Raw genomic sequence first — 14864 nt, 5'->3', positions numbered from 1 at the left:
CAGATCATCCGCCCTTACTCGCCGGAGAGGAGGGCGGCGGCGTCGAGGGTGTTCTCGCCCTTGTTCCAGTTGCACGGGCACAGCTCGTCGGTCTGCAGGGCGTCGAGGACCCGCAGGACCTCCTTGGGGTTACGGCCGACGGAGCCGGCGGTCACCATGACGAACTGGATCTCGTTGTTCGGGTCGACGATGAATACGGCACGCTGGGCGAAGCCGTCCGCGCCCTGGACGCCGCAGTCGCTCATGAGCTCGTGCTTGGAGTCGGCCAGCATCGGGAAGGGCAGGTCACGCAGGTCGGCGTGGTCCTTGCGCCAGGCGTGGTGGACGAACTCGGAGTCGCCGGAGACGCCGAGGATCTGGGCGTCGCGGTCGGCGAACTCGTCGTTCAGCTTGCCGAACGCGGCGATCTCCGTCGGGCACACGAAGGTGAAGTCCTTCGGCCAGAAGAACACCACGCGCCACTTGCCCTCGTAGGCCTTGTGGTCGATCTGCTCGAACTCCTTGCCGCTCTCCAGCGACACGCAGGCGGTCAGGTCGTAGGTGGGGAACTTGTCACCGACAGTGAGCACGCGCTCTCCTTGCACAGCAGGAAGGGTCCCTTTTGAGGTCTTCCGTGGGGGTTGGACGATCCACAGCATGGCACGGGGTGCATTGATCAGTGAAATAGCTAGAGTGGTTCATGTTGATCGAAGGTGGTTATCAGTGGCGTCCCCATACAACCCCCCACACGGCCCGCACCGCGGCAAGCAACCGAGCCTTTCGCAGCTCAGAGCATTCGCGGCGGTCGCCGAGCATCTGCACTTCCGAGATGCGGCGGCGGCCATCGGCATGAGCCAGCCGGCACTCTCGGGCGCGGTTTCGGCTCTCGAAGAGGCACTCGGTGTCCAGCTCCTCGAGCGTACGACGAGAAAGGTGCTGCTCTCGCCCGCGGGAGAGCGGCTCGCGGTGCGCGCGCGGGCCGTCCTCGACGCCGTGGCGGAGCTCATGGAGGAGGCCGAGGCGGCCCAGGCCCCCTTCACCGGGGTGCTGCGGCTCGGGGTGATCCCCACCGTGGCGCCGTACCTGCTGCCGACCGTCCTGCGGCTCGTCCACCGGCGCTACCCGGAGCTCGACCTCCAGGTCCACGAGGAGCAGACCGCCACCCTCCTGGAGGGGCTCGCCGCCGGCCGGCTCGACCTGCTGCTGCTCGCCGTCCCGCTCGGCGTGCCCGGCGTCACCGAACTCCCGCTCTTCGACGAGGACTTCGTGCTCGTCACTCCGCACGGGCATGCGCTGGCCGGACGGGGTGACATCCCGCGCGACGCGCTCAAGGAGCTGAGGCTGCTCCTCCTCGACGAGGGCCACTGCCTGCGCGACCAGGCCCTCGACATCTGCCGGGAGGCCGGCCGCACGGACGGCGCCGAGGTGACCACCACCGCCGCCGGGCTCTCCACCCTGGTCCAGCTGGTGGCCGGCGGCCTCGGGGTGACCCTGCTGCCGCGCACCGCCGTCACGGTGGAGACCGCCCGCAACACCGCCCTGTGCACCGGCCTCTTCGCCGAACCGGCGCCCACCCGCCGGATCGCCCTGGCCATGCGCACGGGCGCGGCCCGGCACGCCGAGTTCGGGGAACTGGCGGAGGCCCTCCGCGCGGACATGGCCGGGCTGCCGGTACGCGTGGTGGGCGCGGGTTCCTGAGCCGCGCCGGGGCCACGGTGACGCACGGCGCGGGCGGCGGTTCCTGAGACCCCCCGGTGTCAGGAACCGCCGCCCCCTGCTCGTACATCCGCCCGGAGGGTCACTCCGTGCGCAGGCCGTCCGCCCGCATCAGCCGCCACAGCACCGGCATGCTCAGCAGCGTCACGGTCGCGATCAGCCCCAGGCCGATCCCGACGACGGGCAGGAAACCCGACCAGTCCTGGACCGGCTGTCCGCCCATCTTCAGCAGGACCACTCCGAGGCCGAGACCGCCCGCCACGGACAGCGCGAGGCCGAGGAGGATCGGCACCGCCGTCTGCCACAGCACCGACCAGGCCAGGGTCGAGCGCCGGGTGCCGAAGGCGACGAGCGAGGAGAGCAGCCGCTTGCGGTCCCTGAGCTGCTCCAGGGTCGCGACCAGGAGCGAGGCCGCCACCAGGAGCATCGTCAGGGTGGAGCCGACGAGGATGCCGGTGCGGACGCTGGAGAACGCCGCGTCGCGCTCGGTGTCCTTCAGGGTGCGCACCCAGGACGTCGGATCGATGGCGTCCGCCGTGTTCCGCACGTGGTCGGCGGCGTCGGGCACGGCCGGGTCGAGCCGGACCATGGCCTGTGCGTCGGGCTCGTCGAGCTCGGCGCCGTCGATCGCCGACGGGGTGGCGAGGATGCCGTACTCGTACATGCCCGTCGGGTCGGGGCGGGAGTCCACCACCTTGGCGGTGGCGGGGATGTGCCACTCCGGCAGCGGGGCTCCCTTCGGGCGCTGCGGCTCGCTCGGGTGCGGATGCGGGTCGCGCAGGGCGACCGTGGCGCCGGGCCGGGCGGTCCTGGTGACGAAGGAGTCGTCCGGGTTGCCCTGGGCTCCGTGCGCGAGGAAGACGAAGACGTCGCCGTCCGCGCAGGAGGGAAGCGTCGCGAACTCCCGGAGGGAGGCGCAGTCGCCGACCCGGATCGAGGCCCTCGGGGAGAATTCCTCGCCGTCCTCCAGGGGGCCGGGCCGCCACACGCTCGACTCGACGATGCCGATCACACCGGTGACGCCCTCGGTCCGCCGGAGGCGGTCGATGATCCTCCGGGCCTCTTCGGAGTTCCTGGCGTCGGCGCCGATCGCGATCTGGGCGCGGGAGGTGTCCTCGCCGCTCACCTGCGTGAACTCGGTCTCCATCGCCTGGAAGAGCATCTGGAGCGCGATCGCTCCGGTCGCCGCGACGACGATGCCGCTGACCGCGCGGGCCGCGGTGCCGCTGCTCAGCTGGAGCCTGCGGACGGCGAGCTGCCAGGCCACCGGCCCGGCGTGCAGCCGCTTCACGCAGGCCTCGACGATCCACGGCAGCAGCGTGGTGAGGCCGATCAGGGCGAGCGTGGTGCCGGTCACGACGCTGACGGCGTCGATGCTGGTCTCCGCCATCCGGACGTCGCCGACGAGCGGGACGAGGAAGGCGCCCCCGGCGACCAGGAGCAGCAGCCGCCACCACAGCCGTCGGCTGCGCGGGGTCGAGACCCGCACGACGCCGAGGGGTTCGATCGCCACCCCGCGCAGCGCGACGAGGCTCACCACGACCGAGGCGACCGGGACGACGGTGAGGACGAGCACGGCGAGCGCGGTCATCGGCACGACGTCGCCGGGAAAGGCGTTGACGTCCCAGATGGTGAAGGTCCCCGCGAACTGCCGGGCCACCGCGAAGACTCCGAGGCCCACGAGGAGGCCGAGCAGCGCGCTCGCGAGGGATTCGCCGGCCGCGATCCGCCGGGTCATGGCGGTGTCCGCGCCGATCAGCCGCAGCGCCGCGAGACGCCGGTCGCGCTGCTCGCCGCCGAAGCGGACGGCGGTCGCGACGAAGACGAGCACCGGGAGCAGCAGGACGACGCACGCGACGACGACGAGGAGGATCAGGAACGCGTTCATCGGTTCCTCGGGCACCGACCAGCCGTAGCGCGTGCCGCGGCCGTCGAGGTTCTCGGGGTTGAGGAAGTCGACGTGGGCGACGTACCGCAGTTCGGCGGGGCCTATGAGTCCGGCCGGGCCGATCGTTCCGACGATCTTGTAGGGGAGCCGTTCCTTGAGGAGGTCGCCCTCGGGGGAGTCGAGCAGCTCGCCGAGCGCGGGGGAGACCAGCATCTCGCCGGTCCCGGGGAAGGCCGGGGCGCCGGGCGGCACCGGGGGCGCGTCGCCCTCGGGGCGCAGCAGCAGCCCGCTGATGACGTCGTCCCGGTAGACGGTGGTCCGGCTCAGGTGGAGGAAGGAGTCGGCCCGGGGCGAGGTGACCTGTTCGCTGCCGTCGACGGCGCGGACCGACTCGCGCACCTCCCGCTGGAAGAGCATGTTCGGGAAGGAGGCGGCGAGCAGCAGGAGGGCCACGCCGAAGCCGACGCCGGTCGCGGTCAGCAGGGTGCGGAGCAGGCCGGAGCGGCCGCCGGTGACCGCGAACCGGGCGCCGAGCGCCAGGTCGCGGGCCCAGGTGCGGAGCGTCATGCCGCCCACTCCGCGTCCCGGACGGAGCCGTCCCGTACGACGATCTCGCGGTCGGAGTAGGCGGCGACCCGGGCCTCGTGGGTGACGAGGACGACGGCGGCGCCGGTGTCCCGGGAGGCGTCGGTGAGCAGTCGCATGACCCGCTCGCCGTTGAGGGAGTCGAGGGCGCCGGTCGGTTCGTCGGCGAAGATCACGCGCGGGGAGGTGACGAGGGCGCGGGCGACGGCGACGCGCTGGCCCTGGCCGCCGGATATCTCGCCGGGGCGCTTGGCCGCGGTGTCGTCGACCTCCAGGCGGGCCAGCCACTCGACGGCCCTGGCCTCGGCGGCCTTCCGCTTCTCGCCGTTCAGCCGGAGCGGGAGGGCGACGTTCTCGACGCAGGTCAGCTCGGGGACGAGCTGGCCGAACTGGAAGACGAAGCCGAAGTCGGTGCGGCGCAGGGAGCTGCGCGCGCCGTCGGAGAGGGCGGTGAGTTCGCGTCCGTCGTAGGTGATGGTGCCCGCGTCGGGGCGCACGATGCCGGCCAGGCAGTGCAGGAGCGTGGACTTGCCGGAGCCGGACGGGCCCATGACGGCGACGACCTCGCCGGCCCGGATGGAGAAGTCGGCGCCCGCGAGTGCGGGGGTCGGTCCGTAGGTCTTGGCGAGGCCGACGGCCCGGAGCAGCGGGGTGGCGGTCATCGGCGGATCTCCTCGGCGAGCCGGTCGAGGCGGGCGGCGGTCAGTTCCAGCCAGCGCAGGTCCGCTTCCAGGTGGAAGAGGGCGTGGTCGCAGATCAGCTGGTCGGCGAGGTCGCCGTCCTTCTTGCGGCGGGTGAGCTCGCGCATCAGGCGCAGGTGCTCGGCGCGCTGGGTGTCGAGGAGCTCGGCGGCTCCGCGGCCGGTGAGGAGGGCGAGGACGACCTTGGTGTAGAGCGTCGACTGGAGGTACGGCTCCGGCTTCTCGGGGGTGGCGAGCCACTGGGCGACATCGGTGATGCCGGCCTCGGTGATCGCGTACCGCTTCCGCTCGGGGCCGCCGCCGGCCTCGATGCCGTCGACGACGACCAGGCCGTTCTTCAGGAGCCTGGACATGGTCGAGTAGACCTGGCCGTAGTGGAGCGGCCGGTCGTGGCCGAACTTCTCGTCGAAGGCGCGCTTGAGGTCGTAGCCGTGGCGCGGTCCGGACTCCAGGAGTCCCAGGAGGGTGTGACCGATGGACATGCCTCTCACTGTACACGCGGTGTATACGCACGATGTATAGCGACGGGGCGATCTGGCGGAGGCGGTTCCTCCGCTTTTTGGGGTGTACGGAAGGGGCAACCATCCGGCCCCGGGGAGCGTCGGTTCCCCTGGGGACAGGTGCTGATTGTCACGTCATGAAAAGGCGTGATCGGTTGTCCTTTGTCCGCCTCGCCGGTGTTAGCTTGCTGAGCTGATCCGGCGTGGGCGAACAGAGCGCCGAGGCGCCGAGACACACGACGAGCGGAGCGACAGGACCCATGGGCCGACCCGACAAGAGCAAGGCGAGGAAGCGCGGCATACGCCGCTTCTTCACCTGGAGGAAGCTGCTGGGCACCTTCTTCGTCTGCTGCCTGCTCGCCATGGGCGCCCTGTACGTCGTCTACCTGCTGGTCCCCGTGCCCTCGGCCAACGCCGAGGCGACCATGCAGAGCAACATCTACAAGTACTCCAACGGCAAGATCCTCGCCCGCACCGGCGAGATCAACCGCGAGATCGTCGGCCTGGAGAAGATCCCCGAGAAGGTCCAGAAGGCGTTCGTCGCCGCCGAGAACAAGTCCTTCTACCGGGACAACGGCGTCGACATCAAGGGCACCACCCGCGCCGCCTGGTCCACCATCACGGGCAAGGGCAAGCAGGGCGGCTCGACCATCACCCAGCAGTACGTCAAGAACTTCTACCTGAGCCAGGACCAGACGGCGACCCGCAAGCTCAAGGAAATGGTCATCGCCATCAAGGTCGACGACGAGATGAGCAAGAGCGACATCCTCGCCGGGTACATGAACACCAGCTACTACGGGCGCAGCGCCTACGGCATCCAGGCCGCCGCCCGCTCGTACTACGGCGTCGACGCCCCCCAGCTCACCATCGCTCAGGGCGCCTACCTCGCCTCGCTGCTCCAGGCGCCCAACCAGTACGACTGGAACTCCGCGAGCACCACCGGCCGCAAGCTCGTCGAGGAGCGCTGGAACTACGTCCTCGACAACATGGTCGGCGAGGGCTGGCTCTCCGCCTCCGAGCGCGCGGGCATGAAGTTCCCCGTGCCGCAGAAGCCCAAGCCCGCCCCCGGCATGGAAGGCCAGACCGGCTACATCGTCGAGGCCGCCAACCAGGAGCTGATGCGCCAGGGCGTCAGCGAGGAGGACATCAAGGCCGGCGGCTGGACCATCACCCTCAACATCGACGAGAAGCGGCAGAAGGACCTCGTCAAGGCGGTCGACGAGGAGCTGGAGTCCAAGATCGACCGCAAGGGCGACAAGAAGCAGGCCACCATTCAGGCCGGCGCCACCTCCGTCGACCCGAAGACCGGCGCGGTCGTCGCGATGTACGGCGGCGTCGGCGCCACCGAGCACTGGATGTCCAACGCGACCCGCCGCGACTACCAGCCCGCCTCCACCTTCAAGCCGCTCGTCCTCGCCTCCGCCATCGACAACCACTCGGTCACCCAGGACGGGCGCCGGATCGGCCTCGGCACCATCTACGACGGCAACAGCCGCCGCCCGGTCGTCGGCAGCGACATCCCGTTCGCGCCGGAGAACGAGGACGACGACGACTACGGCCCCGTGACCGTCCAGAAGGCCACCAACAGCTCGATCAACTCGGTCTACGCCCAGATGATCGTCGACGTCTCCCCGGCCAAGGTGAAGAAGACCGCCCTCGCCCTCGGCATGAAGGACGGCGTCGACTTCCCCGAGTCGCCCGCCATCTCCCTCGGCACCATGGGCGCCTCGACCATGGACATGGCCGGTGTCTACGCCACGCTCGACAACCACGGCAGGAAGGTCACCCCGACCCTGGTGAAGGCGGCCACCCACCGGGACCGCACGGTCGACCCGGTGAAGGCCGTCGGCGACCAGGTCATCACCCGCACGGCCGCCGACACCGTCACCAAGGCGATGACGGGCGTCGTGACGAACGGCTCCGGCTTCCGCGCCGCCGGCGACTACGAGGCGGCCGGCAAGACGGGCACCTCCGAGAACAACCGCTCCGCGTGGTTCGTCGGCTACACCCCCGAACTCGTCACCGCCGTCGGCCTCTTCGGCGAGGACGCCAAGGGCAACCAGGTCACCCTCACCGACACCATCAACGAGGGCCGCGCCAACGGCGGCCGTACGCCCGCCCAGATCTGGGGCGACTACACCGAGCGCGCGCTGAACGGCGGCTCGGACACCACGTTCGACCTGGAGACCGAAGGCGCGGTCACCGAACTGCCGGACCCCACCGCCACCACCGAGGCCCCGGAGGACGAGCCCACCGACGCGCCGACCACCGCGTCCCCGGACCCGACGGCCCCGCCGACCAGGACGACCACCCCGCCCACGGAGCCGACGCGGCCCACCGCCACCACTCCGACGGAGCCCACGCGGGAGCCCACGACCGACGAGCCGTCCTCGCCCCCGTCGATCGAGCCGCCGGACACCGGCACCGACCCCGACCAGGGCGGCGGCAACCGTCCGCCGCAGTAACCGACCGGTACCACGAAGGCCGGACCCCCGAGGGGTCCGGCCTTCGCCGTCGTACGGGCCCGCCCGGTCAGTTCCGGGTGGCCAGCTCGAACCAGACGACCTTGCCGCCCGAGAGGCGGGTCGCCCCCCACCGGCGGGCCAGCCGGTTCACCAGGAAGAGACCGCGACCGCCCTCGTCCGTGTCCCGTGCCCGCCGCTGCCGTGGCAGCTGGGGGGAGTCGTCGCCGACCTCGCAGCGCAGCACGTCCGTACGCAGCAGCCGCAGCGTCACCGGCCGCTCCGCGTACCGCACGGCGTTCGTCACGACCTCGCTGATCAGCAGCTCGACCGAGTCCGTCAGCTCCTCCAGGTCCCACCGGGCGAGCGCCCGCCGGGCCAGCCGCCGGGCCCGCCCGGGCGCCGCGTCCTCCGGCTCCAGGAACCAGTACGCCACGTCGCTCGGCGCGATCCCGTCGAAACGGGCCGCGAGCAGCGCGATGTCGTCGTCCCGGTCGCCCGGACCCAGCATGTCGAGGACGTCGTCGCAGAGCGCCTCGAGGGGCGGCGAGTGGTCGGGTCCGGTCAGCTGCGCCGTCGCCGCCAGGCGCTCCCGCAGCTGCTCGATCCCCGTCCACACGTCCCGCAGCCGGGACTCGACCAGACCGTCCGTGTAGAGGAGCAGGGTGGCACCCGCCGGGGCGTCCAGCTCCACCGCCTCGAAGTCGACCCCGCCCACGCCGATCGGGGCGCCGGGCGGCACCCGAAGGACCTCCGCGCGCCCGCCCAGGTGGAGCAGTATCGGCGGCGGATGGCCCGCGTTGGCCACCGTGATCCGGTGCGAGACCGGGTCGTACACCGCGTACATGCAGGTCGCCATCCGGTCCTGGCCGAGCCGCTGCGCCTGCTCGTCCAGGTGGTGCAGGACCTCCTGCGGCGGCAGGTCGAGGCCGGCCAGCGTCTGCGCGGTGGTCCGCAGCTGGCCCATGATCGCCGCCGAGGTCATCGAGTGGCCCATGACGTCGCCGACGACCAGGGCGACCCTGCTGCCGGGCAGCGGGATCGCGTCGTACCAGTCGCCGCCCACCCGGGCCGTCTCGGCGGCCGGCAGATAGCGGGAGGCCAGCTTCACGCCGGTCGGCTGCGGCAGCGAGTCCGGCAGCATCGTCCGCTGGAGCTCGTCCGCGATGTACGCCTCACGGCCGTAGAGCACGGCCTTGTCGATGCCGAGCGCGGTGTGCGTGGCCAACTGCGCCGCGACGAGCAGGTCGTTCGGCTCGAAGCCGGCCCGCTCGGGGCGGCGCAGGAACACGGCCGCGCCGATCACCCGGCGCCGGCCGCGCAGCGGCGCGAGGACCGCCCGCAGCCCGCCGGGCAGCGGATGGTCGGGGCCGAGCAGCTCGCCCAGCGCGGTCTTCGCGGCCGCGGAGTCGCCGAAGACCGGCCGCACCCCGCGCAGCACCTCGGCCAGCGCACCGCCGGACCGCACCTCGCAGAGTTCGGCCGCGGGGGTCGGATCCGGATCGGGTACGAGCACCAGCTCCTCGCCGTCCAGTTCGCTTAACCGGAGCCGGTCCGTGCGGCGCAGGCGCAGCACGAACGGCGCCACCGGCCGCTCGTCGCCCACCGGCAGCGGGTCGCGGAGGTAGACGAGGATCTCGTCCGAGAAGGTCGGCACGGTGGCCCGGCACAGACCGAGCACGATCTCGTCCAGGTCGATGCCGCGCGCGATGCGCCGGGTCGCGGCGCCGACGAACCGCAGCCGGTCGCCCTCGCGCCGTCCGGCGGTGTCCCCGCCTCTGGCTCCGCCGGGCGGCTGCGGGGCCACGGCGACCGCCACGGCTCCGGGGCCGCCGGGAGGGTGGGGCGGGCCCGGGGAATGCGGCACGCCGGGGGAGTGCGGGGAGCCCGGGCCGCCGTTGCCGACGGGCGCCGCCGCCTGACCGGGTGCCGGGGGCGTGTCCGTACCGGGGGCGGGGGCCGTCCGGCCCGCCGGTCCGCCCGGCTGGGCGGGCACGTCGGAGGGCAGGCCGGCCGCCGCCTCCTGGCGAGGGCGCGCGCGTTCCTGCGGCCGGGCAGCCAGGGGCTGCCGGCCTTCGTGGGAGGTGGGATGCTCCGTCACGCGTGGGGTTCCGTCCGTCCGGGCCGGTGGTGCGATGCACTCGCTCTTCTCGCCGATGCCGCGCCTTCGGCGGGGGTAAACCCCTCGTATGCAGCGGATGTGGGCGTTCCGCGAGTTGCGGCAACGGCAGGGGTCGGAACACCCGGGCGCACGTCCGGCACTGTTCTCCCCCTCGTGGATGACTTGCGGTCAGGTCCTGCGCCGTACTGAGTCTTTGACGTGCCGTTCGGTCGGTCCGACGGGCCGTTCGGTCCGCTTATGCCGTGCGGAGGACGATCCTACGTTTGAACCCCGGGGGCGCATCAAGGGTCTCACGGCGCCGTGTGCGCCGGAGTGCGGTCCCAGTCGGCCGGGAGCTCCGGAACCTTCCAGGCCGGATCGGGCCGCCAGTCCTCCCAGCCGTCCGTGAACGGCTCGCCCCACTCCCGGATCCGTTCCACCGCACGCTGCCCGGCGGCCCGGACCCGCGCCGCCTGTTCCGGGCCCATCAGGCCGGACCGCTGGGCCTGCGCGAACTCGTCCTCGTCCCGCCACAGCCAGCTGCGGTCGGGGTAGACGGAGATGTCGAGGAAGTGGTCCTCGGAGTCGAAGCCGCCGGACCACCGGACCCGCGGCTCCTCCAGGTTCACGTACCAACTGCGGAAGCGCCAGCCGCGCTCCCAGAACAGCCAGACCGACCACGGTTCGCCGGGCCGTGCCAGCTTCAGGACCCCGCTGCCGAACCAGCGCGCGCGTTCGGTGGTGCGCGGGGCCGTGTAGCGGGTGGCGAGCGGCTCCTCGTGCACCGGGGTGCCGTCGGCGAGCACGGGGCGGACGCATTCGGTGCCGGGCGCCATCCAGACCGCGAGCAGCTCGGGAGTGTCCTGGACGACCGTCACCGGTCGGCAGATGTGCACCTCGCCGGTGCCGTTGCCGCGGTAGCGCCAGAGGATGTGATCCCCCGGCGCCCAGTGCTGAGAGCCGCCCGATCCTGTCATGCGCAGATCTTAGGGGCGCGCTCCCACGACCGCTGCGGTACAGGTCACGGATGAGTCGGCTGCCCGCCGGCCCGTGGGCGCGCGGCCCCCGGGGCTACTGCCGAGTCATCCGCAGGACGTCGAGCGCCTCGTCCAGCTGCTCGACCGTGAGGTCGCCCCGCTCGACGTACCCGGACTCGAGGACGACCTCGCGGATGGTCTTCCGCTCGGCGAGGGACTTCTTGGCGACCTTGGCGGCCTCCTCGTACCCGATGTACTTGTTCAGCGGGGTGACCACGGACGGCGAGGACTCGGCGTACTCGCGGGCGCGCTCGGCGTTGGCGGTGATGCCGTCGACCGTGCGGTCCGCGAGCAGCCGGGAGGCGTTGGCGAGCAGCCGTACGGACTCCAGGAGGTTCTTGGCCATGACCGGCAGCATTACGTTGAGCTCGAAGTTCCCGGCGGCGCCGGCCACCGCGACCGTGGTGTCGTTTCCGGTCACCTGCGCGGCGACCATGAGGACCGCCTCGGGGATCACCGGGTTCACCTTGCCGGGCATGATCGACGAGCCGGGCTGGAGGTCCGGGAGGTTGATCTCGGCGAGGCCGGTGCGCGGGCCGCTGGCCATCCAGCGCAGATCGTTGGCGATCTTGGTGAGGGATACGGCGAGCGTGCGGAGCTGCCCGGACGTCTCGACCAGGCCGTCCCGGGCACCCTGGGCCTCGAAGTGGTCGCGGGCCTCGGTCAGGGGCAGGCCGGTCGCACGGGCGACCTCCGCGATGACGGCGGCGGAGAAGCCGGCCGGCGTGTTGATGCCGGTGCCCACCGCCGTACCGCCGAGGGGGAGTTCGGCGAGCCGGGGGAGGGCGGTGCGCAGGCGCTCGGCGCCGTACCTGACCTGGGCCGCGTAGCCGCCGAACTCCTGGCCGAGGGTGACCGGGGTGGCGTCCATGAGGTGCGTGCGGCCGGACTTGACGACCGTCGCGAATTCGGCCGATTTTCGCTCCAGGGCGGCGGCCAGGTGGTCGAGGGCGGGGATCAGGTCGTGGGTGACGGCGCCGGTGGCCGCGATGTGGATGGAGGACGGGAACACGTCGTTGGACGACTGCGAGGCGTTCACGTGGTCGTTGGGGTGGACCTCGCGGCCTTCGGGGAGCCGTTCGGTGGCGAGGGTGGCGATGACCTCGTTGGTGTTCATGTTCGACGAGGTGCCCGAGCCGGTCTGGAAGACGTCCACGGGGAAGTGCTCGTCCCAGCGACCCCCGGCGACCTCCTCGGCGGCCGACGCGATGGCCTCCGCGCGGTCCGTGTCGATGACGCCCAGTTCGGCGTTGACCTTGGCCGCGGCGGCCTTGATCCGGGCCAGGGCCTCGATGTGGGCGCGCTCCAGGCGCTGGCCCGAGATCGGGAAGTTCTCCACCGCCCGCTGGGTCTGGGCCCGCCACTTGGCGTGGGCGGGGACCCGCACCTCGCCCATGGAGTCGTGCTCGATCCGGTAGTCGTCGGTGCCGTTCATGTCCTCAACCTCCTGGCTGTGCTCGTGGGGAGCGACCCCCAACCCCCCGAAAAAGATGAGCACTTGTCTTGTTCGATGTATTCCCAAGGCGCGTACCGGCCAGTAAAAACCGTGGGTAACCCCACTTCCAGGAGGCGCAATGAAGCGCACCGGGTACAGACTCCGCTGGCCCGTCGCAGCCGTCGCCGCAGCCGCGGCGGCCCTCGGCAGCATGACCGCCGCCGCCCCCGCGGGCGCGACCGACACGAGCACCACGGCCGGAATCACCTCCACACCGCTCTCCCCCGAGCTGGAGGCGATCCGCGCCGCCGAGGCCACCAAGATCTACGGCGACCCCGCCGAACGCCCGCTCGCCCAGCGCAAGACCGGCCTGATCTCCCTCGGCGACAGCGAGATCTCCGGCGAGGGCGTCGGCACCTACGAGTCGCCCACCAACGGCCCCACCAACTGGTGCCACCGCTCGCCCGACGCCGCCATCCACCGCACCGGGATCCCCGCGGACCTCACCTTCAACGTGGCCTGCTCCGGTGCGTACACCGGCAACATCCGGATCGGCGGCTCCAAGCAGTACGCCGACGAGCTGGTCCAGAGCGACAACCTCGCCGTCAAGGCCCGCAACACCCGGATCAAGATGGTCCTGCTCGTCGCCGGCGCCAACGACGACCTGCAGTTCGGGCCCGTCATGACCGACTGCGTCCAGCGGTACGTGCTCAGCCAGGGCACCTGCGAGCCCAAGTACGCCCCCGGCTGGCAGGCCCGCGTCGACGCGCTCGTCCCCAAGGTCGAGCAGACCGTGCGCGACCTGAAGACCGTCATGCGCGACGCCGGATACGCAGACGGCGACTACAAGCTCGTCGTCATGGGCTACCCGAGCCCGATCGGCCCCGACTTCCGCGACAACCCGAACTTCCCCGGCAAGCTCGCCTGCGGCGGCATGGGCTACGACTCCGACACCAAGTGGGGCCGCAACACCGCCGTCCCCGCCTTCGAGCGCGGCATGCGCCGGGCGGCCGCCTCCACCGGGGCCGTCTACCTCGACAACTCGCGGCTCTTCCACGGCCACGAGGTCTGCATGGAGGACACCTGGGCCCGGGGCCTCTACATCGACCTCTCCAAGCCCGGTGGCATCGACGAGAACTCCGTCCGGCAGTCCTTCCACCCCAACAAGAGCGGCCACGCCGCCTTCGCGTCCTGCCTGACGCAGATCTACGACTCGGGCCGCCGCGAGGCGAGCTGCGCCGACGTCGACTCCTCGGGCACGCCGAAGCTCTTCCCGCTCGCCTGGGACGACGCGTACCGCCCGCTCGCCAACCAGGCGACCGGCAACTGCCTGGACGTGAACGCCGCCGAGTCCGCCAACGGGACCGCCGTGCTCGGCTGGGACTGCCACGGCGGCCGCAACCAGGGCTGGTGGTACGACACCGTCCGCCGGACCCTGCACACCGAGCTCACCCAGGACCGCTGCCTCGACGTCCCCGGCGCCGTCTACCAGGCCGGGAAGGCGCTCGTCGTCTGGAACTGCAGCGGCGCCGCCAACCAGAGGTTCGTCCGTGACGGCGCCACCATCCGGCCCGCCGCCGCGACCGGCCTCTGCCTCGCCCAGGGCGCGGCGAAGGAGCCGATCAGGCTTCAGAGCTGCAACGGCTCCGCGAACCAGCGGTTCGTGTAGGGGCCCCGCCGGTCAGGCCGCGGGCCGGGACCGCCGGTCCGGCCCGAGCGGCGGGACACCCCCGAGGGCCCGGAGACGCCGTGGCCCCCGTCCGGTGCGGGACGGGGGCCACGGTCCCGTTCGGAGACCCTGGGATCCCTGAGCGGTCAGAGCGCCTTCAGCGTCGACTTCGCCAGCTCGTACGCCGGGATCATCGCCCGGTGCTCGTCGGAGTCGAGCCCGCCGAGGTGGACGATCACCACGCCCTTGGGCGTGGAGACGGCGAACGCCCGCTCCTCCTTCGACTCCTCCGTCAGCTCGACGGAGACGGTGTACGTCACCTCGACGGCCGGCAGCGCGCCCGCGGCGGTCTCCTCGTAGGCGACCTTCGAGGTGTTCCGCGCGCCCTTCACGAAGCCTTCGAGCGCGGCCCGCGCGGGACCCTTGTCCGCCGTCCAGATCCGCAGGTAGCCGACGTGCCCGGCCGGCTTGGCGTCCACCTCGCAGCGGATCACCGCGGGACCCTGGCGCGTCAGCGCCGCGAACTCCGGGTTCTCCGGGTCGTCGATCGCCTCCGGCTCCCACTTCTCCGCCAGCCCGAACGACACGGGCAGCGCGCAGGCCGACCCCGGCCCGCCCAGGGTGGCGGCGGCCTTCGGGCCCTCCGCCTTCGGAGCGGCGGTGCCCGCCGGGGCCACGGGCGCCGGAGTCGTACCGCAGCCGGTCAGCAGCAGCCCGGCCGCGGCCAGGGCGACGGGGGCCGCCGCCCGTATCGGAAGTGCTCTCTTTCGCATGGCGCCATGATCGCCGAC

11 protein-coding genes are annotated in these 14864 nt (G+C 72.0%); 3 read left to right on the top strand and 8 right to left on the bottom strand.

Translation table 11 applies throughout. The features are described 5' to 3' along the window. Positions 1 to 14: 14 nt before the first annotated feature. Complete coding sequence (locus OO54_RS03440) at positions 15 to 569, bottom strand: peroxiredoxin (protein WP_017239861.1); 555 nt, start codon at positions 567 to 569, stop codon at positions 15 to 17. Positions 570 to 702: 133 nt separating this feature from the next. On the opposite strand from OO54_RS03440, the gene OO54_RS03435 reads away from it, so the two are divergent. Continuing rightward, complete coding sequence (locus tag OO54_RS03435; RefSeq protein WP_078905025.1) at positions 703 to 1677, top strand: hydrogen peroxide-inducible genes activator; 975 nt, start codon at positions 703 to 705, stop codon at positions 1675 to 1677. A gap of 100 nt (positions 1678 to 1777) precedes the next feature. Here the strand turns inward: OO54_RS03435 and OO54_RS03430 are convergent, their stop codons facing one another. From OO54_RS03430 to OO54_RS03420, 3 genes are read right to left on the bottom strand one after another with little or no spacing between them, the layout of a single operon-like run. Beyond that, entirely contained in the window at positions 1778 to 4150 is a 2373-nt protein-coding gene (locus OO54_RS03430) for an ABC transporter permease (RefSeq protein ID WP_033201391.1), read from the bottom strand. Next, the gene (locus OO54_RS03425; RefSeq protein WP_033201358.1) at positions 4147 to 4830 is read right to left on the bottom strand and encodes an ABC transporter ATP-binding protein; all 684 of its coding nucleotides are present in this window, start codon (positions 4828 to 4830) and stop codon (positions 4147 to 4149) included. The genes OO54_RS03430 and OO54_RS03425 overlap by 4 nt, the downstream gene beginning before the upstream one ends. After that, complete coding sequence (locus OO54_RS03420; RefSeq protein ID WP_033201357.1) at positions 4827 to 5351, bottom strand: PadR family transcriptional regulator; 525 nt, start codon at positions 5349 to 5351, stop codon at positions 4827 to 4829. The genes OO54_RS03425 and OO54_RS03420 overlap by 4 nt, the downstream gene beginning before the upstream one ends. A 278-nt stretch (positions 5352 to 5629) precedes the next feature. Here OO54_RS03420 and OO54_RS03415 point away from each other — a divergent pair, with 278 nt between their 5' ends. Beyond that, positions 5630 to 7834: a transglycosylase domain-containing protein gene (locus OO54_RS03415; RefSeq protein ID WP_051786676.1), complete on the top strand. Its 2205-nt coding sequence runs from the start codon at positions 5630 to 5632 to the stop codon at positions 7832 to 7834. A gap of 67 nt (positions 7835 to 7901) precedes the next feature. Here OO54_RS03415 and OO54_RS03410 read toward each other — a convergent pair whose 3' ends face one another. The 3 genes from OO54_RS03410 to OO54_RS03400 form a co-directional block, all read right to left on the bottom strand. Then, positions 7902 to 9932 (bottom strand): ATP-binding SpoIIE family protein phosphatase, encoded by a 2031-nt coding sequence (locus OO54_RS03410; protein ID WP_033201356.1) that lies wholly within the window; start codon positions 9930 to 9932, stop codon positions 7902 to 7904. A 311-nt stretch (positions 9933 to 10243) separates the two neighbouring features. Continuing rightward, on the bottom strand, positions 10244 to 10909 hold the full coding sequence (gene fomD, locus OO54_RS03405; RefSeq protein ID WP_033201355.1) for a cytidylyl-2-hydroxypropylphosphonate hydrolase: 666 nt from the start codon (positions 10907 to 10909) through the stop codon (positions 10244 to 10246). A 94-nt stretch (positions 10910 to 11003) separates the two neighbouring features. After that, positions 11004 to 12404: a class II fumarate hydratase gene (locus OO54_RS03400; protein WP_033201354.1), complete on the bottom strand. Its 1401-nt coding sequence runs from the start codon at positions 12402 to 12404 to the stop codon at positions 11004 to 11006. Positions 12405 to 12543: 139 nt separating this feature from the next. Between OO54_RS03400 and OO54_RS03395 the strand changes: the two genes are divergently transcribed. Next, entirely contained in the window at positions 12544 to 14073 is a 1530-nt protein-coding gene (locus OO54_RS03395; protein WP_033201353.1) for a ricin-type beta-trefoil lectin domain protein, read from the top strand. 146 nt (positions 14074 to 14219) lie between these two features. Here the strand turns inward: OO54_RS03395 and OO54_RS03390 are convergent, their stop codons facing one another. Then, a complete protein-coding gene (locus OO54_RS03390; RefSeq protein WP_051786675.1) occupies positions 14220 to 14846 on the bottom strand; it encodes a lipoprotein in 627 nt (208 codons plus the stop codon). Positions 14847 to 14864: the final 18 nt, after the last annotated feature.

Source organism: Streptomyces wedmorensis, from assembly GCF_000716445.1.
GTDB lineage: Bacteria > Actinomycetota > Actinomycetes > Streptomycetales > Streptomycetaceae > Streptomyces > Streptomyces wedmorensis.
The sequence above is the reverse complement of the archived record's forward strand: the minus strand, read 5'-3'. Positions and strand labels throughout refer to the sequence as shown.